Annotated in this window: 16 protein-coding genes and 1 pseudogene; 8 read left to right on the plus strand and 9 right to left on the minus strand. The window is 71.1% G+C overall.

Translation table 11 applies throughout. From position 1 onward, the window contains the following. Positions 1–28: 28 nt before the first annotated feature. Positions 29–595 carry a DoxX family membrane protein gene (locus ACH4YP_RS44445; protein ID WP_361058779.1) on the minus strand — a complete coding sequence of 189 codons (567 nt, stop codon included), beginning with the start codon at positions 593–595 and terminating at the stop codon, positions 29–31. A gap of 188 nt (positions 596–783) precedes the next feature. Here ACH4YP_RS44445 and ACH4YP_RS44450 point away from each other — a divergent pair, with 188 nt between their 5' ends. Together ACH4YP_RS44450 and ACH4YP_RS44455 are read left to right on the plus strand one after the other, a co-directional pair. Next, on the plus strand, positions 784–1,110 hold the full coding sequence (locus tag ACH4YP_RS44450) for a nuclear transport factor 2 family protein (RefSeq protein ID WP_361058781.1): 327 nt from the start codon (positions 784–786) through the stop codon (positions 1,108–1,110). A gap of 128 nt (positions 1,111–1,238) precedes the next feature. Then, positions 1,239–1,430 (plus strand): annotated as a pseudogene (locus ACH4YP_RS44455) (aldo/keto reductase); the annotation flags it as partial. 429 nt (positions 1,431–1,859) lie between these two features. Here the strand turns inward: ACH4YP_RS44455 and ACH4YP_RS44460 are convergent. After that, positions 1,860–2,648 carry an SDR family oxidoreductase gene (locus tag ACH4YP_RS44460; protein WP_398497055.1) on the minus strand — a complete coding sequence of 263 codons (789 nt, stop codon included), beginning with the start codon at positions 2,646–2,648 and terminating at the stop codon, positions 1,860–1,862. A gap of 143 nt (positions 2,649–2,791) precedes the next feature. Between ACH4YP_RS44460 and ACH4YP_RS44465 the strand changes: the two genes are divergently transcribed. Further along, on the plus strand, positions 2,792–4,438 hold the full coding sequence (locus ACH4YP_RS44465) for an alkaline phosphatase D family protein (RefSeq protein WP_398497057.1): 1,647 nt from the start codon (positions 2,792–2,794) through the stop codon (positions 4,436–4,438). Between the two features lie 83 nt (positions 4,439–4,521). Here the strand turns inward: ACH4YP_RS44465 and ACH4YP_RS44470 are convergent, their stop codons facing one another. After that, positions 4,522–5,529 (minus strand): Gfo/Idh/MocA family protein, encoded by a 1,008-nt coding sequence (locus ACH4YP_RS44470; RefSeq protein WP_398497058.1) that lies wholly within the window; start codon positions 5,527–5,529, stop codon positions 4,522–4,524. A gap of 161 nt (positions 5,530–5,690) precedes the next feature. Between ACH4YP_RS44470 and ACH4YP_RS44475 the strand changes: the two genes are divergently transcribed. The 3 genes from ACH4YP_RS44475 to ACH4YP_RS44485 all read left to right on the plus strand — a co-directional run bounded on the left by ACH4YP_RS44475 (position 5,691) and on the right by ACH4YP_RS44485 (position 9,472). Continuing rightward, on the plus strand, positions 5,691–7,106 hold the full coding sequence (locus ACH4YP_RS44475; RefSeq protein WP_361058789.1) for a Bcr/CflA family multidrug efflux MFS transporter: 1,416 nt from the start codon (positions 5,691–5,693) through the stop codon (positions 7,104–7,106). Continuing rightward, the gene (locus tag ACH4YP_RS44480) at positions 7,031–8,236 is read left to right on the plus strand and encodes a serine hydrolase domain-containing protein (protein WP_398497106.1); all 1,206 of its coding nucleotides are present in this window, start codon (positions 7,031–7,033) and stop codon (positions 8,234–8,236) included. Before ACH4YP_RS44475 ends, ACH4YP_RS44480 begins: the two co-directional genes overlap by 76 nt. A 198-nt stretch (positions 8,237–8,434) precedes the next feature. After that, positions 8,435–9,472 carry a small ribosomal subunit Rsm22 family protein gene (locus ACH4YP_RS44485; protein WP_398497060.1) on the plus strand — a complete coding sequence of 346 codons (1,038 nt, stop codon included), beginning with the start codon at positions 8,435–8,437 and terminating at the stop codon, positions 9,470–9,472. Here the strand turns inward: ACH4YP_RS44485 and ddaH are convergent. Then, positions 9,461–10,333, minus strand: a complete 873-nt coding sequence (gene ddaH / locus ACH4YP_RS44490; RefSeq protein WP_398497062.1) for a dimethylargininase — start codon at positions 10,331–10,333, stop codon at positions 9,461–9,463. The genes ACH4YP_RS44485 and ddaH overlap by 12 nt on opposite strands. A gap of 200 nt (positions 10,334–10,533) precedes the next feature. On the opposite strand from ddaH, the gene ACH4YP_RS44495 reads away from it, so the two are divergent. Continuing rightward, a complete protein-coding gene (locus tag ACH4YP_RS44495) occupies positions 10,534–11,205 on the plus strand; it encodes a TetR/AcrR family transcriptional regulator (protein WP_398497064.1) in 672 nt (223 codons plus the stop codon). On the opposite strand, the gene ACH4YP_RS44500 is transcribed toward ACH4YP_RS44495, so the two are convergent. Next, on the minus strand, positions 11,169–12,056 hold the full coding sequence (locus tag ACH4YP_RS44500) for a glycerophosphodiester phosphodiesterase (protein WP_361058797.1): 888 nt from the start codon (positions 12,054–12,056) through the stop codon (positions 11,169–11,171). The genes ACH4YP_RS44495 and ACH4YP_RS44500 overlap by 37 nt on opposite strands. A gap of 169 nt (positions 12,057–12,225) precedes the next feature. On the opposite strand from ACH4YP_RS44500, the gene ACH4YP_RS44505 reads away from it, so the two are divergent. Beyond that, positions 12,226–12,957, plus strand: coding sequence for a bifunctional DNA primase/polymerase (locus ACH4YP_RS44505; RefSeq protein WP_361058798.1), 732 nt, complete (start codon positions 12,226–12,228; stop codon positions 12,955–12,957). A 139-nt stretch (positions 12,958–13,096) separates the two neighbouring features. On the opposite strand, the gene ACH4YP_RS44510 is transcribed toward ACH4YP_RS44505, so the two are convergent. The 4 genes from ACH4YP_RS44510 to efeO form a co-directional block, all read right to left on the minus strand. Beyond that, positions 13,097–14,101, minus strand: a complete 1,005-nt coding sequence (locus tag ACH4YP_RS44510; RefSeq protein ID WP_398497066.1) for a hypothetical protein — start codon at positions 14,099–14,101, stop codon at positions 13,097–13,099. A 129-nt stretch (positions 14,102–14,230) separates the two neighbouring features. Next, positions 14,231–15,079 (minus strand): iron uptake transporter permease EfeU, encoded by an 849-nt coding sequence (gene efeU, locus ACH4YP_RS44515; RefSeq protein WP_361058800.1) that lies wholly within the window; start codon positions 15,077–15,079, stop codon positions 14,231–14,233. A 3-nt stretch (positions 15,080–15,082) separates the two neighbouring features. After that, a complete protein-coding gene (efeB, locus tag ACH4YP_RS44520; RefSeq protein WP_398497068.1) occupies positions 15,083–16,462 on the minus strand; it encodes an iron uptake transporter deferrochelatase/peroxidase subunit in 1,380 nt (459 codons plus the stop codon). 28 nt (positions 16,463–16,490) lie between these two features. Beyond that, positions 16,491–17,645, minus strand: a complete 1,155-nt coding sequence (gene efeO, locus ACH4YP_RS44525; RefSeq protein WP_398497069.1) for an iron uptake system protein EfeO — start codon at positions 17,643–17,645, stop codon at positions 16,491–16,493. Positions 17,646–17,727 lie beyond the last annotated feature (82 nt).

The raw sequence follows: 17,727 nt of genomic DNA on the forward strand, positions 1-17,727 counted from the left end.
TCACGAGACCTCAAGCCCCCCAACGGCCCTACGCGCTGTACGACATGCTGTCCTCGTCGAACAACTCCCCCTGCTCGCCCTCCTTTTCGCTCCGTAGCCGCTTGTTGCGGAGGCCCACCACGGCCAGCGTCGCGGCCGCCGTACCCGCGAGGGCGACCGGCACCATCCAGCCCCGGTCGACCGCGTGGCCGAGGGCGTGGTCCAGGGAGAGCCGGCCGGGGCCCGTGACGGCGAGGCCCGCCGCCGCGAGACCCAGGGACGCGGCGTGTTCGAAGCCGCCGCTCTGGTTGAAGAAGCCGTTCGGGGCACCCACCGCCGACGCGCCCGCCATCGCCCCGGCCGCGGCGGCGCCGGCCGCCGGGGTCGCGAGGCCCAGCGCGAGGAGCGTGCCGCCGCCCGCCTCCGCCAGGCCCGCCGCTGCAGCGCTCGCCCTGCCGGGCGCGTACCCCACGGACTCCATGAACTGACCGGTCCCGGAGAGCCCGCCCCCGCCGAACCAGCCGAAGAGCTTCTGCGTCCCGTGCGCCGCGAGCACCCCGCCCGTGCCGAGGCGGAGCAGCAGCAGTCCCAGGTCGCGTCGGTCGAAAGAGGCCACGGTTCTCGTCACTCCTCGGATGTCCCGGCCGGTGTCCCAGGCGGTGTCTCAGGCGGGCAGTTCTCACGCGAACGGCCCTTTTGTCCCGTACGCCGCCTGCCCACCGTCGCACCGAACGGCGGCCCGGGTCCCGGCCCGCGCCGCCGTTCGGGTGGCGGGGGCGGCCGGGCGGTGTGAGTGTGACGTCCATGACGATTCAGGTGGCCAAGCTGAGCAACCCGGCCGTCCGCGGCTTCGTCAGTGCCGTGAACGCCCATGACCGGGACGCCTTCCGGGCCGTCCTCGCGCCCGGTGCGACCATGTCCGACGACGGCTCGGACCGTGACCTCGACGAGTGGACCGAGCGGGAGATCTTCGACTCCCACGGCCATATGGAGGTCGACAACGAGTCGGACGGCGGCCTCGCCCTCCTCGCCCGCTACAGCAACGACGCCTGGGGCGAGATGCGGACGCGGTGGAGCTTCACCGTCGACGACGGCGGCAAGGTCTCCCGCTTCGAGACCGGCCAGGCGTAACGACCGCCGCGATTCCGCTCGAGACCGGCCAGGCGTAACGACCGTCCGCGCTTGCGCCGTCGCGGTCTTGCCCCCGCGGTCTGGCCCCCGCGGTCCTGCTCTCGCGTGCGCTCCAACTCCTGGCGTCCATGGGCGTGGAGAGCAGCGGAAGCACGCGGAGCGACGACGGACGCAGGACCCTGGGGCGCAGCGGAATCGAGGTGGGCGCCCTCGGGTTCCGCTGCTGGGCCATCGGCGGCGAGTGGGCGAGACCCGACGGACAGCCCCTGGGCTGGGGCAAGGTCGACGAGTCCGTACGGGTGATCCGCCGCGCCCTGGACTCCCCGGCTTCCGCTCGGTCGCACAGGTGGAGGAGAACGCGGGCGCACCCGGCCAAGGCCCGCTCACCGCACGGCAGTTGACCGCGATCGACGACGCCCTGGGCCGCTGAGCGGCGGACGCGCGGGCTCCTGCCGGATCAGTTGGGCAGCCGTCCAGCGGCCCGGGTCACGATCCCGCGGTCCCACGCGGAATCCCCCCACCCGAGCCGCCGGAACGGCTGCCGCCTCCCCCCAGAGGTGTGGCATGGAAGTTCGTGTGCTCCAAATGTGAAGTTCTGGTGGAGGAGTGTCGATCATAGGCCTGTAACCGGCAGGTATGGTCCGGAGTGGAGCCCTCCGTTTGTGTAGGTTGCCCCGAGCCCCGAAGGGGCGCGGGGCACTGCGCGACCACCCACGGCCGACCCGCACCTCCCCTACGGCCGGCGGAGCCTACCCCCGCCCCACATACGGCATCGCGGTGGCGAGAACCGTCGCGAACTGCACGTTCGCCTCAAGCGGCAACTCCGCCATGTGGCGCACCGTACGAGCCACGTCCGCCACGTCCATCACCGGCTCGGGCGCCACCTCCCCGTTCGCCTGCAGCGCCCCCGTCTGCATCCGCTCGGTCATGTCCGTCGCCGCGTTGCCGATGTCGATCTGCCCGCAGGCGATCCGGTACGGCCGCCCGTCCAGCGACAGCGACTTCGTGAGACCGGTCAGCGCGTGTTTGGTCGCCGTGTACGCGGCCGAGTGCGGGCGGGGCGTATGCGCCGAGATCGAGCCGTTGTTGATGATCCGGCCGCCCTGCGGATCCTGCTCCTTCAGCTGCCGGTACGCCGCCTGCGCGCACAGGAACGCCCCGTCGAGGTTGGTGCCGACCACGTGCCGCCAGGCCTCGTACGGCAGTTCCTCGAACGGCACACCGCCGGGGCCGAAGGTGCCCGCGTTGTTGAAGAGGAGGTCGAGCCGCCCGAAGCGGTCCCGCACGGCGGCGAACAGCGCGGCCACCTCGTCGGGGCGCGAGACATCGGTGCGCACACACAAGGACGTGCCGTCTTTCGCGGCCGGCTGACCCGCGCGTGCCGTCTCCGCGAGCGCCGCCGTCTCCTCCAGGCGCTCCGCGCGGCGGCCCGCCAGCGCCACCGACCAGCCGGTGCGCAGCAGCTCCACGGCCACGGCCCGGCCGATCCCCGAGCCCGCTCCCGTCACGATCGCGATCTTCGTTCCCATGGCGTTCATGGCCCAGCAGCGTACGTGAGGACAGGCGATCTTCCGCCATACGGACCTCATCTGTCCGACATCTGACTGTTGTGTACGTGACAGTCAGGCGTCGAATCTGACCACTCCAATACCTAGTACAACAACAGTCAGGGGAAGGCCAGATGACACCCGCAGGCCACCAGCAACTGTCGCAGCACGCCCCCGAACTCCGCGCCGCCGCCCGTCACCTCGGACGCCGACGGTTCCTCACCGTCACCGGCGCGGCCGCCGCGCTCGCCTTCGCCACCAACCTGCCGACCGCGGGCGTGGCGGGCGCCGCCGAACTCGACGCGGCGAAGATCACCGACGACCCGTTCACGCTCGGTGTCGCCTCCGGTGACCCGCAGCCCACCTCCGTGCTGCTGTGGACCCGGCTCGCGCCCACCCCGTTCCAGGCCGACTCCGGTCTGCCGTCGCAACGCGTCACCGTACGCTGGGAGTTGGCCCGCGACGAGCGCTTCAGACACATCGTCAGACGCGGTGCGGCCGTCGCCCACCCCGAGTTCCACCACTCCATACACGTCGAGGTCGGCCACCTCGACTCCGACCGCGTCTTCTACTACCGCTTCCGGGTGGGCAGTTGGGTCAGCGAGACCGGCCGTACGCGCACCGCGCCCTCGTCCCGCTCGCGCGTCTCCCAACTGACACTGGGCGTGGTCTCCTGCCAGGCGTACCACGACGGGTACTTCACCCCGCTCGGCCATCTCGCCGAGGACGACGTGGACGTGGTCTTCCATGTCGGCGACTACCTGTACGAGTACGCGGTCAACTCCGCGGGCGGCGTGCGCAATTACACCGACCGCGTGCTGCCCGACGTCTTCAACCGGGAGACGATCACGCTGGAGGACTACCGGCTGCGGTACTCCCTCTACAAGACCGACCCCGACGTGCACGCCGTGCACGCCGCGCACCCCTTCGTCGTCACCTGGGACGACCACGAGACCGAGAACAACTACGCGGACGACATCCCCGAGAACGACGTACCGCCGGAGGAGTTCCTGCTGCGCCGCGCCGCCGCGTACCGCTCGTACTGGGAGAACCTGCCGCTGCGCCACCCGCAGCGGCCCGAGGGCGCCGACATGAAGCTCTACCGCCGTCTGAACTGGGGCCGCCTCGCGCAGTTCGACATCCTCGACACCCGGCAGTACCGCACCGACCAGGCGAACGGCGACGGCTGGAAGACGCCCACGCCCGAGTCGGACGCCGAGTCGCAGACCCTGCCGGGGCTCGCCCAGGAGCGGTGGCTCATCGACGGCTGGAAGCGGTCGGACGCGCTGTGGAACGTCGTGCCGCAGCAGGTCGTCTTCGCCCGCCGCAACCACGCCACGGCCGGCAACACCACCCTCAGCATGGACGCATGGGACGGCTACCCCGCCTCGCGTCGGCGGCTCCTCGCGGGCGCCGAAGCCGCGGGTGTGGAGAACCTGATGGTGCTCACCGGCGACGTCCATGTGTCGTACGCCTTCGACATCAAGAAGGACTTCGCCGACCCGGGGTCGCGGACGCTGGGCACCGAGATCGTCGCCACGTCGATCAGCAGTGGTCAGAACGGGGCCGCCCGGCCCGCCAACTGGGCGGGTTACCTTGCCGCCAACCCGCACATGAAGCACTACAACGGGCATCGGGGGTATTCGACGATCCGCCTCGGACGGGAACTGGCCCGGGTGGACTTCAAGACGGTGGCCGCCGTGACCACGCCCGGGGCCGCGATCACGACCGCCGCGTCATTTGTCACCGAGGTGGGGGATCAGGGGCTCAAGCCGGCGTAGCGCCTTCGGCGGGAGGGGTGGGGGACTGCGGGTGGGTCGTCGGCGCGGGTCGGTCGTGGCTGGTCGCGCAGTTCCCCGCGCCCCTAGAGGGGCGCGACCTCGCCCGGATATGTGACGCCGACGCGGTTCCGTACCGCGTCGAGCGTTCGCATGACTGCCAGCGTGCCGTCCAGTGGGACCAGGGGGGACTCGGTCTCGCCGGCGTTGAGGCAGCGCATGACCTCGATGGCCTCGTGTTTGAGGCCGGCGTGGGTTCCGTCGGCCGCGCTCGCGGTGAACTCCTGCGGGTCGCGGCCGTCGCGGTGCAGTACGAAGCGGTCGGCGTAGAAGAAGCCGGACGGGATGTCGATGCGGCCCTCGGATCCGGTGACCGAGGCGGAGGTCCCCGTGCCGCCCACCAGAGAGCAGTGCAACGAAGCGAGAGCACCGCTCTCCCAGGAGAGCACCATTCCTGTCTGGAGATCGACGCTCTCGTCGGAGAGCACCGCTCTCGCCATCACCTCCGAGGGCTCACCGAGCAGCAGCTGCGCGAACGACACCGGATAGACGCCCAGGTCGAGCAGTGCGCCACCGCCCTGCGCCGGATCCCGCAGCCGGTGGGTGGGAGGGAAGGGCCCGGACAGACCGAAGTCGGCCTGCACCGTGCGGACCTCACCGATCGCGCCCTCGTCGACCAGCGCCTTCAGGCGCCGGATCAGCGGGTTGCAGTACATCCACATGGCCTCCATCAGGAAGCTCCCGCGCTCCTTCGCGAGGTCGACCAGCTCCTTGGCCTCGCGCGCGTTCAGCGTGAACGCCTTCTCGCACAGCACGTTCCGGCCCGCGTCCAGACAGAGCCCGGCCGCCGCCCGGTGCGCCGAGTGCGGAGTCGCGACGTACACGACATCCACGTCCTCGTCCGCCGCCAGACTCTCCCAGTCGCCGTACGCCCGGGGGATCCCGAACCGCTCCGCGAACGCCTTCGCCGACTCCTCGGTGCGCGACGCCACCGCGACCACCTCGGCGTCCGGCAGATCGATCAGCTCCGCCGTGAACGCCCCGGCGATCCCACCGGTCGCCAGCACGCCCCACCGCACACGTTCTCCCGCCATCCCAACCCCTCGCTCCATGAGCACGATCACCCGATGGCCGACGACCCGAACCCGAACGCGGTCGACGCCCCGAACATCGCCGACGACTCGAACGCGATGGTCTCGACCACCTGTACGAGCTGAGAGCATAGGTGGCGTATTCCGCAAACAGGGAGGGGCACATGTCCGAGCGTGGCCGCACCACGCGGGACCAGGACGGCACGGAGGGGTACATACCGGGCGCGGCCGTCACCGAGGCCGTCGACGAGTCGGTCACCGACGCGATCACCGAGGAGACCGCGACCGCCGCCGCGGCGGCGCCGGTACCGCCACCGGCCGCCCGCCGTTCCGTGGGACTCCTGGTCACCCTCATCCTCGGCGGCCTCACCGCCGTACCGCCGCTGTCCATGGACATGTACCTCCCGGCGCTCCCGGAGGTCACCGACGCGCTCCACGCGTCCGCCGCCACCGTGCAGCTGACCCTCACCGCCTGCCTCGCCGGCATGGCCCTCGGGCAACTGGTCGTCGGCCCGATGAGCGACAAATGGGGGCGCAGACGGCCGCTGATCGCCGGACTGCTCGTCTACGTCGTCGCCACCGCCGTGTGCGCGTTCGCGCCCACCATCGAACTCCTCGTCGCCTTCCGGCTGCTGCAGGGCCTCGCGGGCGCCGCCGGGATCGTGATCGCACGGGCCGTCGTACGCGACCTCTACGACGGCCTCGACATGGCCCGCTTCTTCTCCACGCTCATGCTGATCTCCGGGGTCGCGCCGATCATCGCCCCGCTCATCGGCGGCCAGGTGCTGCGGATCACCGACTGGCGGGGCGTCTTCTACATCCTCACCGTCGTCGGCGTCGCGCTGACCGTCGTGGTCTGGCGGATGCTGCCCGAGACGCTCCCGCCCGAGCGCCGGCACAGCGGCGGCACCGTCGAAGCGCTGCGCACCATGCGCGGCCTGCTCGCCGACCGCGTCTTCACCGGCTACATGCTCACCGGCGGCTTCGCCTTCGCGGCGCTCTTCGCGTACATCTCCGCCTCGCCGTTCGTGATCCAGGAGATCTACGGCGCCTCCCCGCAGACGTACAGCATCCTCTTCGGCGTCAACTCCATCGGCCTCGTGGCCGTCGGCCAGATCAACGGCAAGATCCTCGTCGGCCGGGTCAGCCTCGACAAGGTCCTCTCCGTCGGCCTCGCGATCATCACCACCGCCTCGGCCGCGCTGCTGCTGATGGCGAGCGGGGTCTTCGGCGAGGTGGGCCTGGTCCCGATCGCCGTCGGCCTCTTCGTCCTCATGTCCGCGATGACACTGTGCATGCCCAACACCAACGCACTCGCCCTCATGCGCACCCGGCACGCCGCGGGCTCCGCGTCCGCGCTGCTCGGCACCTCCTCCTTCCTCGTCGGCGCGCTCGCCACACCCCTCGTGGGCATCGCCGGGGAGCACACCGCCGTCCCGATGGCCGTCGTCCAGTTGGCGTGTTCACTGGTCGCCGTCGGCTGCTTCGTGGGACTGTGCCGTCCCTGGCGGAGACAGGCGGACGCGAAGGGCGGGGGCTCCCCCGCCCTAGCCCGGCCGAGAGTGGGGGAGGAGAGCTGAGCGCACCGAGACTGCGCCCCGGCACACCGGAGCGTGCCGGGCTCGACCCCGACGAACTCGACCGTCTCGTACGGGAGTTCCGGCGGCTCACCGACGGGGACCGGCCCTGGGCCCCGGGCGCCGTACTGGTCGCCGGACGCGGGCCCGTGATCGCCGTCGAGGAGGCGGCGGGCTGGGCGGTGCGGTACTCCGCGTACGACGAGGTCACCGGCGCGGGCGTCGAGCTGCCCCGCGAGGCCCATGTCCCGATGACCGCGGACACCGCCTTCGACCTGGCCTCCCTCACGAAGCTCTTCACGAGCGTGGCCGCCGTGCAGCAGCTGGAGCGCGGCACGCTCGGCATCGACGCGCGGGTCGGGGCGTACCTTCCCGACTTCACCGCGGCCGCCGAGTACGGCATCACCGTGCGGCACCTGCTCACCCACACCTCCGGGCTGCGGCCCGAACTCCCGCTGTACGACTGCCGGGACGACCGGGCGCGGCTCGCCCTGCTGCGCGCCGAGGAGCCGCTGACCGCGCCCGGCGGCGCGTACGCCTACTCGGACCTCAACATGCTGCTCCTCCAGCACGTCCTCGAACGCATCACCCGGCGCCGGCTGAACGTCCTCGTCCGGGACGGCATCACCCGCCCGCTCGGGATGACGGCCACCGGGTTCGGACCCCGCCCGGGCGCGGCCGCCACCGAGGACCAGCGGCTGCCGTGGGCCAAGGCGGACCGGGGGATGCTGCGGGGCGAGGTCCACGACGAGAACGCCTGGGCGCTCGGCGGAATCGCGGGCCACGCGGGCCTCTTCTCGACGGCGGGCGACCTGGCGGTCTTCTGCCGCACGCTGCTGGCGGGCGGCTCGTACGGCACCGCCCGCATCCTCGGCCCCGACTACGTCGAACTCCTCCTCGCCCCGCCCGGCCTCGGCTTCGCCCTCGACCAGCCCTGGTTCATGGGCGAGCTGGCCGGCCACGGCGCGGCGGGCCACACGGGCTTCACGGGTACGTCGCTTGTGCTGGACCCGTCCACGGACACGTTCCTGGTGCTCCTCGCGAACACGGTCCATCCGCGCCGCCGGTCTCCGGACAGCGGCCCCCGGGCGGCAGCGGCGACCCGACTGGCACGGGCGGTGCGGGGGGCGTGAGCGGTGCGTGCGCTCCGCGAGCGGTGCTCTGGTCTGAGAGCGGTGCTCTCGGCTGTCGGCGCTGTACCGGTTTGTGAGCAGTGCTCTGGTGCGTGAGCGGCGCTTCCGGTTGCCGGTGTCGCGCAGCGGGTGAGCGGTGCTCTCGTCGGAGAGCACCGCTCACCCGGCCCACACCCGCACCCCTCGTAGAATTCCCCCGTGACCGCCCCCGTTTCCCCAGCCGAGACCCTGCGCGTGGCCCTGGCGGGGCTGCTCGACGGGCTGCCGACGAAAGCGGCCGCGCGGGCCGTCGAGCGGCTGATCGTGAACTACCGGGGGACCACCCCGACCGACGCCCCGATCCTGCGCGACCGCGCGGACGTGGCCGCGTACGCCGCGTACCGGATGCCCGCGACCTTCGAGGCCGTACGCGCCGCGCTGGACGCCTTCGCGGACGTCGTGCCCGAGTGGGCGCCGGGCCGTCATGTGGACGTGGGCGGCGGGACGGGCGCGGCGACCTGGGCCGTCAGCGCCACCTGGCCCGAGGAGCGGCCGGTGACCGTGCTCGACTGGGCCGAACCCGCACTCGTCCTCGGCCGTGAACTCGCCTCGCGGAACCCGCTGTTGAAGTCCGCCGAGTGGCACCGCTCTCGTATCGGAGCGGCGCTCACTATCGAGAGCACTGATCTCGTCACGGTGTCGTACGTCCTCGGCGAGCTCACCGAGCAGGCCCGCACCGAGGTCGTGGACGCCGCCGCGACCGCCGCCCAGGCCGTCGTGATCATCGAACCCGGCACACCCGACGGCTACGCCCGCGTCATCGAGGCCCGCGACCGCCTCGTCCGCGCCGGCTTCCACATCGCCGCCCCCTGCCCGCACAGCGCCGCCTGCCCGATCGTCCCCGGCGAGGACTGGTGCCACTTCTCGGCCCGGGTCAGCCGTTCCTCGCTGCACCGGCAGGTCAAGGGCGGCTCACTGGCGTACGAGGACGAGAAGTTCAGCTATGTCGCCGCCACCCGCTTCCCGGTGACCCCGGCCCCCTCCCGGGTCGTACGGCGGCCGCAGATCCGTAAGGGGCAGGTGCTCCTCGACCTGTGCGGGACCGAGGAGCAGCTGCGCCGCTCGACCGTGACGAAGCGCCACGGCCTCCTCTACAAGGCGGCCCGCGACGCGGACTGGGGCGACGCCTGGCCGCCCCAGTCCCGGTCGCCGTCCCCGCTCCCGCCTCCGGTGCAGGGCGAGAGCTCAGGCGCGTAGCTCCTGCGTGCAGCACTTCACGCTGCCGCCGCCCTTGAGGAGTTCGCTGAGGTCCATGCCGATCGGCTCGTACCCCCGTTCCCGGAGCGGGTCGAAGAGGCCGGTCGCGGACTGCGGAAGCAGCACGTGCAGACCGTCGGAGACGGCGTTCAGGCCGAGCGCCGCAGCGTCGTCGTCGCCCGCGAGGAGCGCGTCCGGGAAGAGCCGGCGCAGCACCTCGCGGCTGCCGGGGGAGAAGGCCGGCGGGTGGTACATGACCTGGTCCGTCGCGTCGTCGAGCACGGCGAGGGCGGTGTCCAGGTGGTAGTAGCGGGGGTCCATCAGATCGAGCCCGATCACCGGTCGCCCGAAGAACTCCTGCGCCTCGCCGTGCGACAGCGGGCTGGCCCGGAAACCGCGTCCGGCGAGCACGTACGAGGCGGTGACGGCGAAGTCGCCCTCGCCCTCGTTGATGTGGACCGGTTCGTGGACGCGGTCGAAGCCGTTCGCGCGGAACCAGTCCACGTGGGCCTCGGCCTCCTGCTCCCGCTCGCGGAAGGCGAAGCGGGCGCCCAGGACCCGGCCGTCGACCACGGTCGCGCCGTTAGCCGCGAACACCATGTCGGGCAGGCCGCGGCGGGGGGTGAGTTCCTCGACGGTGTGGCCGAGGGCGCGGTAGCGGTCGCGGAGGTCTTCCCACTGGGCGACGGCGAGCGGGACGTCGACCGGCTTGGCCGGGTCCATCCACGGGTTGATGGAGTAGGTGACCTCGAAGTGTGCGGGTGGGCACATCAGGTAGCGCCGGGGTGTGGCGCGGCGGGGAAGGTGCAAGGAGGGCTCCTTACGTGGACCGCGGGTGCCGCGGGGGCAGTTGATGCTCATGGTGCGCCGCGGGCGGGCATCTCGTCGGGAGCCGAACGGGTTGTTTCTCGCCCCCGCCGCCCCTACCCAGTCCCGTCCCTTACTCAGGGGCTCCGCCCCCGAACCCCCGCTCCTCAAACGCCGGAGGGGCTGATTATGAGGGGGCGAGAATCGTCGTCCCGCGAGACGGAGCGTCTTGCCTGCCTGGTAAATTTGAGCGTATGGCTCATACGTCCGCCCAGCCCCCGCAGAAGCCCGCCCCCGACTCCAGCCGCCGCAGCGAGAAGTCCCGCCGGGCGATCTACGACGCCGCCCTCGCGCTCGTGACCGAGGTCGGCTACCCGAAGACCACCATCGAGGGCATCGCCGCCCGCGCGGGCGTCGGCAAGCAGACGATCTACCGGTGGTGGTCGTCGAAGGCGGACGTCCTGCTGGAGGCGTTCATCGACCTGAGTGCCCAGGCGGCGGAGGCGGCCGCCCGCCCGGAGGTCATCGGGGAGCAGGCGGCGTACGAGATCCCCGACACCGGCGATCTCGAAGCCGACCTCAAGCTGGTGCTGCGGGCCACGGTCGACGAGCTGCTCGACCCCACGTTCGAGGCCCCGTCACGCGCCTTGGCGGCCGAGGGCGTCGTCAACGAACAGGTCGGCAGGGAGTTCGTCGGCAAGCTGCTCGAACCCCAGCTCCAGCTGTATGTGAAGCGCCTGCGCGCAGCCCAGGAACAAGGCGCCGTACGTGCCGACGTCGACCCGCGCATCGCCCTGGAACTCTTCGTGTCGCCCCTCGCCCAGCGCTGGCTCCAGTACACGGGCCCCATCACGTACGAGTACACGGACAAGCTCGTCGAGTACGCCCTCTACGGTCTCGCGCCACGCGGGCCCGCCGCCCCCTGACCCCGCGCGCGCAGGCCCGCCGCCCTCGCCAGCCGTCCCGGCGCGTCCGTGATGATCCCGTCGCAGCCGAGTGCGAGGGCGCGGTCGCGCTGCGCCGGGGTCACGACGGTGTGCGCCCACACGCGGGGGATGCCGGACCTGACGGCCCGTACGAGATCGCGGTCGCGGGCCTTGTGGTCCACGTCCAGGACGTCCACGAACGACCGCCACCGCTCGGGCCGGTCCGTACGCAGCTGCCGTGCCGACCGCCACAACTGCGAGACCAGGCCCATGCGGTGGGCCCGCCGCGCCACCGCCGGGTGGTTGGAGTTGACCAGTACCGAGCGGGTCAGGCCGCGTGACCTGATCATCGCGGCCAGGGTCGGCAGGCTCCGCGGGTCCTTGGCCTCCAGCATCAGCACCACCCGTCCGCCGAAACGGTCCAGCACCTCGGCGAGCGTCGGCGCCCGCTCGGAACGCCGGCCACCCGGCAGCCCGTCCCCGGGGCGCAGCCGGACGCCCTCCCAGTCCCGCCGGTCGAGCGCGTTCACCGGGCCGCCCGTGTAGGTCGTGCGGTTCAGGGTCGCGTCGTGCATGACCACCATCGTCCCGTCGCGCAGTATCCGGGTGTCCAGGTCGAGCACCTGGGCCGTACCGCGCTCGTACGCGGCCACGAGGCCCGACATGCTGTTCTCCGGCACCTCCAGGGCGCCGCCGCGGTGCGCGGTGTGGACGATGCGGGGGAGTGCGGACACTGTCATCGGGTCGGCGCCCCATTCGAGCGGGGCGAACGCCCCGCTCTGTCCCATCTGTCCTACGAGGGCCAGCGAGGCAAGACCTGCGATACCCGTCAGCGCGGTCCGTGTGACCATGCCGACACCGTAGGCAGGCAAATCATCTCAAAGTATGCAATGACACTCGATCGATGACCCGGTCGGGCATCGTCCCGCCTACCCCGGATGTGGGCTCCGGCCCCCTGTGGCGCAGGATGGTGGGACCATAGGGCATGCTGTCCGCACAACAGCCAGGGCGAGGGGATCGATGAGCGCAGAGATGGGCCGCCGCTCGGGCGGGCAGGGCAGGATCTCCCAGTGGCTGCGCGGTCGCCGTCCCAGAACGGACGCCGCGGACGAGGCCTCGGGTCGTGAGGAACTGCTGCTTGCCGCCGCCGGAGCCGGGCTGCCGCTCGCGCCCGCCGCCCATCCCTCCGCCTACCGGTGTTCCTGTGACCGTGTCGGGTGTCCCACCCCCGCGCGGCACCCCGTGTCCTTCGCCTGGCAGACGCAGTCCACGACCGACCGGGCGCAGATCGAGCGGTGGGCCCGGCATCAGCCGCTGGCCAACTTCATCACCGCGACCGGCATGGTGCACGACGTGCTGGACGTTCCGCTGGAGGCGGGGCAGGAGGCGCTGGAGCGGTTGCTCGCGCTCGGGGTCGAGGTCGGGCCCGTCGCGGTGTCCGGGGGCGACCGGATGCTCTTCTTCACCGCCACGCGGGGTACGCCCGAGGACGAGGACGAGTGGTGGCCGTGCGAGCTGGACTGCCATCCCGAGACGATGGACGAGCATCCCGGGTTGCGGTGGCACTGCCGTGGGTCCTATGTGCTGGTGCCTCCGGCGCGGTTGCCGGGGGAGTTGGCGGTGGAGTGGGTACGGGGGCCGGAGCATGGGCTGCCGGATCCTCTGTCGTTGCTTGAGGTGCTTACCGATGAGTGTGCTCGGTACGCGGGGGTGGAGCGGGACCACGTTGCGGCGTGGCCCCTTCGGGGCTGACGCCCCAGCCCCCTGCTCCTAAAGCCAAAAGACTGCGCCGTCCCCGCGCCCCTAAGACAAGACTGCGCCGTTCCTCGCGCCCCTAAAAGCCAAAAGACTGCGCCGTCCCCGCGCCCCCAAAGACGGGCGGGACGCCCCCTTACCCGCCCTTCGCCGCCGTCAGGCCCTGGATTCTGCCCAGGAACTCCACCTGTTGGTTCGCGGCGTCCTTGGAGGGGTCCAGTACTGCCTGGTTGGAGATGGATTCCAGGGTGAGGGACTGTTTTGGTTCGCCGGTCATGAGGGCCTTGACGTCGGCGTTGGTGACGTTGATGGGGACGCCCTGGGCCGCTGTCTGCTTCTGGTAGTGGCGGGTGCTGAAGAAGACGAGGGCGCCGCCGGTGGTGGTGCGCAGGGCCACCGGGGCGTAGTCGCCGGAGGCCAGGGGCTCGTCGATGTACTGCTGGGCGAGGCCGGGGCGGCTCGCGGTCTCCGTGCGGTCGGAGCGCCACTTCGTGGTGTGGGTGCCCGCGGCGAAGGTGTCTCCGCCGTCCTTGAGGTAGGTCGCGTAGTCCTCGGGGAGGTTCCCGGGCGCGACCGCCAGGTCCGCCGCGGTCGCCGTGACCGGTTCCGCCCAGCCGTCCTGGTCCTTCTTGAAGTCCGGCACCTTCTCGGCGGCGACGATCGTCAGATACGAGACCTGCCACACGTCGTTCGCGCCGCCCCGGGTGAACACCAGCAGCCAACGGTCCTCACCGCGGCCCTTGTTGGCCTTCGAGTCGGTGACGAACCAGCGCGGCCAGCCGGCCTTCTTCGGGATCGTGAAATCCGTGTCGCTCAGCTTCAGCGGCACGTAGTTGGGGTTGCCGCCCGGCTGGTTCTTGCCGCCGGCCTTCAGCTTCGCGCCGTCGATGTCTCCGAGGGCACCGGTGACGTGGTCCGCGTCCAGGGACGGGTCGTTGGCGCTGTTGGCCTCGTTGTAGGCGGCCGTGAAGTCCTGCAGCGCACGCGCGGCCTCGGTCTTCGTGGCCCCGGGGAGGACCTCCCGTTCCCCGTGCACCACCACACACCCGCTCGCCGTCACCGACAGCACGGTCACCGATGCCGCCGTCAGCGCGCTCCGGCCGAGCCTGCGAGGCCCCCGAGGGCCGTGATCCCTGCTCATCGGTACCGTCACACCTTCCCCTTCCCGGAGGGGAACCCTACCGGGGCCGGGGAGCACGCGGACGGCGGGATCACGTACCGCGCCCGCACCGTGATCCAGCACGCCCCGCCATGTCCCCAAACGTCCGTCTCAGACCTCTTCGCGTACGGGCGTGGCCGGCTTCGACTCGTCCCTGCCCGGTCGTGAGGGGGCCAGGAAGAAGGCGAGGGTCGGCACCAAGTACAGGGACCACACGACGACTTGGAGGACCGTCGGATCCGGCTGGAAGTTGAAGACGCCCTTGAGGAGCGTGCCGTACCAGCTGTCCGGCGGGATGGTCTCGCTGATGTCGAAGGCCTTGTTCGTCAGCCCCGGCAGGAAGTCGGCCTCCTGGAGGTCGTGGAAGCCGTACGCGAGAACACCCGCGGCCACGACGACCAGCATGGCGCCGGTCCAGGTGAAGAACTTGGCGAGGTTGATGCGCAGGGCACCCCGGTAGAAGAGGTAGCCGAGCACGACCGCCGTCACGATGCCCAGCAGCACGCCGATCAGCGGGCCCTCCGTGCCGTCGCCGGACGCGCGTACGGACGTCCAGACGAACAGGGACGTCTCCAGGCCCTCGCGTCCCACGGCCAGGAACGCGGTCGCGACCAGCGTGCCCGTGCCCATCCGCAGTGCCGCGTCCAGCTTGCCGTGCAGGTCGGCCTTGAGATGGCGGGCCGTACGCCGCATCCAGAAGACCATCCAGGTGACCAGGCCGACCGCGATGATCGACAGTGAGCCGCCGAGCGCCTCCTGCGCCTCGAACGTCAGCTCCTGGGAGCCGAATTCGAGCGCGCACCCGAAGCCGAGGGCGAGACCCACCGCGATGGCGATGCCGATCCAGATCGGCTTCAGGGCGTCCCGCCGGTCCGTCTTCACCAGATACGCGATGAGGATGCAGACGACGAGGCTGGCTTCCAGGCCCTCGCGCAGGCCGATCAGATAGTTCGCGAACACGGCCTACGCCTCCTTGGAGTCGGTGGAGTTCGTGGAGTTCCCGGAGCCATTGGACTTCTTCGAGTCCTTCGAGTCCTTTGAGAACAGCGCCCGGCCCCACCAGTCGTCCTTGTCGCGGACGCCCGGCGGGACGGCGAAGACCGCTGAACCCACGTGCTGGATGTACTCGTTGAGTGCGTCGGCCGCCAGGCTCCGCTGCACCGGGACGAAGCCCTTGCGCACGTCCCGCTGGTACGCGAGGAAGAACAGGCCCGCGTCCAGGCGGCCGAGGCCGTCCGTGCCGTCGGTGAAGGAGTAGCCGCGGCGCAGGAGCGTGGCCCCGGCGTTGGTGTCGGGGTGCGCGAGCCGTACGTGCGCGTCGGGCTTCATCGCCTTCAGGAACGGCTTGTCCCGCTCCTTGGCCTTCCCGACCGGAGCCCCCTCGCCCTTGTCACGGCCGAAGATGTCCTCCTGCTCCTGGAGGGAAGTGCGGTCCCAGGTCTCGATGTTCATGCGGATGCGCCGGGCCACGAGGTACGAGCCGCCGACCATCCACGTCGGGCCGTCCTTCTCCTCGACCCACACGAACTTCTTCAGCCGGTCCGTCTCCGTGCCCGCGATGTTGCGGGTGCCGTCCTTGAACCCCATGAGGTTACGAGGGGTCTGGGCCTCCGGAGTCGTGGACGACGTCTTGCCGAAGCCGAGTTGGGACCAGCGGATGACGACCTTGCCGAAGCCGATCCTGGCGAGGTTGCGGATGGCGTGCACCGCGACCTGCGGGTCGTCCGCGCATGCCTGGACGCACAGGTCGCCGCCGCTGCGGTTCGCGTCGAGGTTGTCACCCGCGAACTTCGGCAGGTCGACCAGGGCTTCCGGTCGCTGGTCCGCGAGGTCGAACCTGTCGAACAGGGACGGGCCGAAGCCGATCGTCAGGGTCAGCCGTGACGGCTTGAGGCCCAGCGCCTCACCGGTGTCGTCCGGTGGTGCCTCGGCCAGACCGCCGTACGCGCCCTCGCCGACCGCGTGCCCGGCGGTCATCCGCCGCGCGGCCTCGGTCCAGTCCTTCAGCAGCTGGACGAACGCGGCCCGGTCCGTGGTCTTCACGTCGAACGCGGCGAAGTGCAGCCGGTCCTGCACGGGGGTGGCGATGCCCGCCTGGTTCGTGCCGTGGAAGGCGACCGCGGCGCCCGCAGCGGCGGCGGTCGGCTCCGCGTCGTCCCCGTCGCGGACCATCGCCACCGCACCGCCGGCCGCGGCGGCCCCGAGCGCGAGCCCGGCACCGCCCCAGCCGATCAGTGAACGCCGCGACGGGGTACGGGAGTCGGCGTCCCGCCTCCCACCGCCGGGCTCCTCGGCTTCCGCCGCGCCCGTTGTCGTATCCGTCGTGTTCGTGGTGTCCGTCATGGCGCCAGGGCCCCTCTTACGTCACGTGCTACTTGACGACGGCGGCGGCGAGCTTGGACAGCGGCTCGGCGAGTGCGTTCACCGCGTCGGAGAGCTCCTTGCGGTCGGCCTTGCCGACCTTGTCGTACGAGGTGAAGTCGTAGGAGGTCTTGTCCTCGCGGTACTTGTCGAGCAGCGTGTTCAGCGCCGCGAACTGCGTGTCGAGCTCCTTGGTCAGCGCCGCGTCGTTCTCCGAGGCGACCGGCTTCAGCAGCTCGTACGACTTCTCCGCGCCCTCGACGTTCGCCTTGAAGTCGACGAGGTCGGTGTGCGAGTAGCGCTCCTCCTCGCCGGTGACCTTGCCGGTGGCGACCTCGTCGAGGAGTTCCTTGGCGCCGTTGGCCATCGAGGTCGGGGTGATCTCGGCCTTGCCGACCCGCTTCTGCCAGTCGGTGAGGTCGGTGATCAGCTGGTCGGCCAGCTCGGAGTCGCGGGCGGTGAGCTTCTTGTCCTGCCAGAGCGAACGCTCCAGGCGGTGCCAGCCGGTCCAGTCCTTCTCCGGGTCCTGGCCCTCCTCCAGGCCGTCCTCGCGCACGTCGACCTTCGGGTCGATGTCACCGAAGGACTCGGCGACGGGCTCGGTCCGCTCCCAGCCGATGCGCGAGCCGGCGTACGCCTTCTTCGCGGCCTCGATGTCGCCGTCCTTGACCGCCGCGGCGAAGACCTTCGCCTTGGGCAGGGTCTCGTCGGCCTGCTCCTGCGCGTACTCACGGTAGGCGGCGACCGCCGAGTCCAGGCGCGGGTCGCGCTTGGCGACCTTGCCGGAGCCGGTGGCCGTGACGTCCTGGCGGATGCCCTTGCCCTTCATGCCCGGCTTGCAGGCGATCCGGTAGTCGCCCTCCTTCACCTCGGCGGTGACCTTCTGCTTGGTGCCGGGGCCGATGTTCTCGCGCTCGGTGACGATCCGGTCGTCCGGGAAGAGGAGGTAGACCTCGGTGACCTTGGAACCCTTGTTCTCGATGTCTATCTGGACGTGCCCGGCCGGGAACTTCGTCGTCGACACCTCGCACTTGGAGTCCGTGGCGGTCACCTTGACGACGCGGTCGTCGCCGCCCGAGGCATCGCTCTTCTCGGTGCAGCCCGTGACAGCGGCCAGCGCGGCCGCGGTCACGGCGGCGGTGACGGAGAGTCGGACGGCTCGCATACAGGCTCCAAGAGGGTCACAGGAGAGACATGGAAGAGACAAAGAAGAGGCACAGGTCCTCGGTGAGGCTGCCCTAACTTAT

Origin of the sequence: Streptomyces sp. NPDC020747, from assembly GCF_044334695.1 — a bacterium.
In the GTDB taxonomy this organism is placed as follows: Bacteria; Actinomycetota; Actinomycetes; order Streptomycetales; family Streptomycetaceae; genus Streptomyces.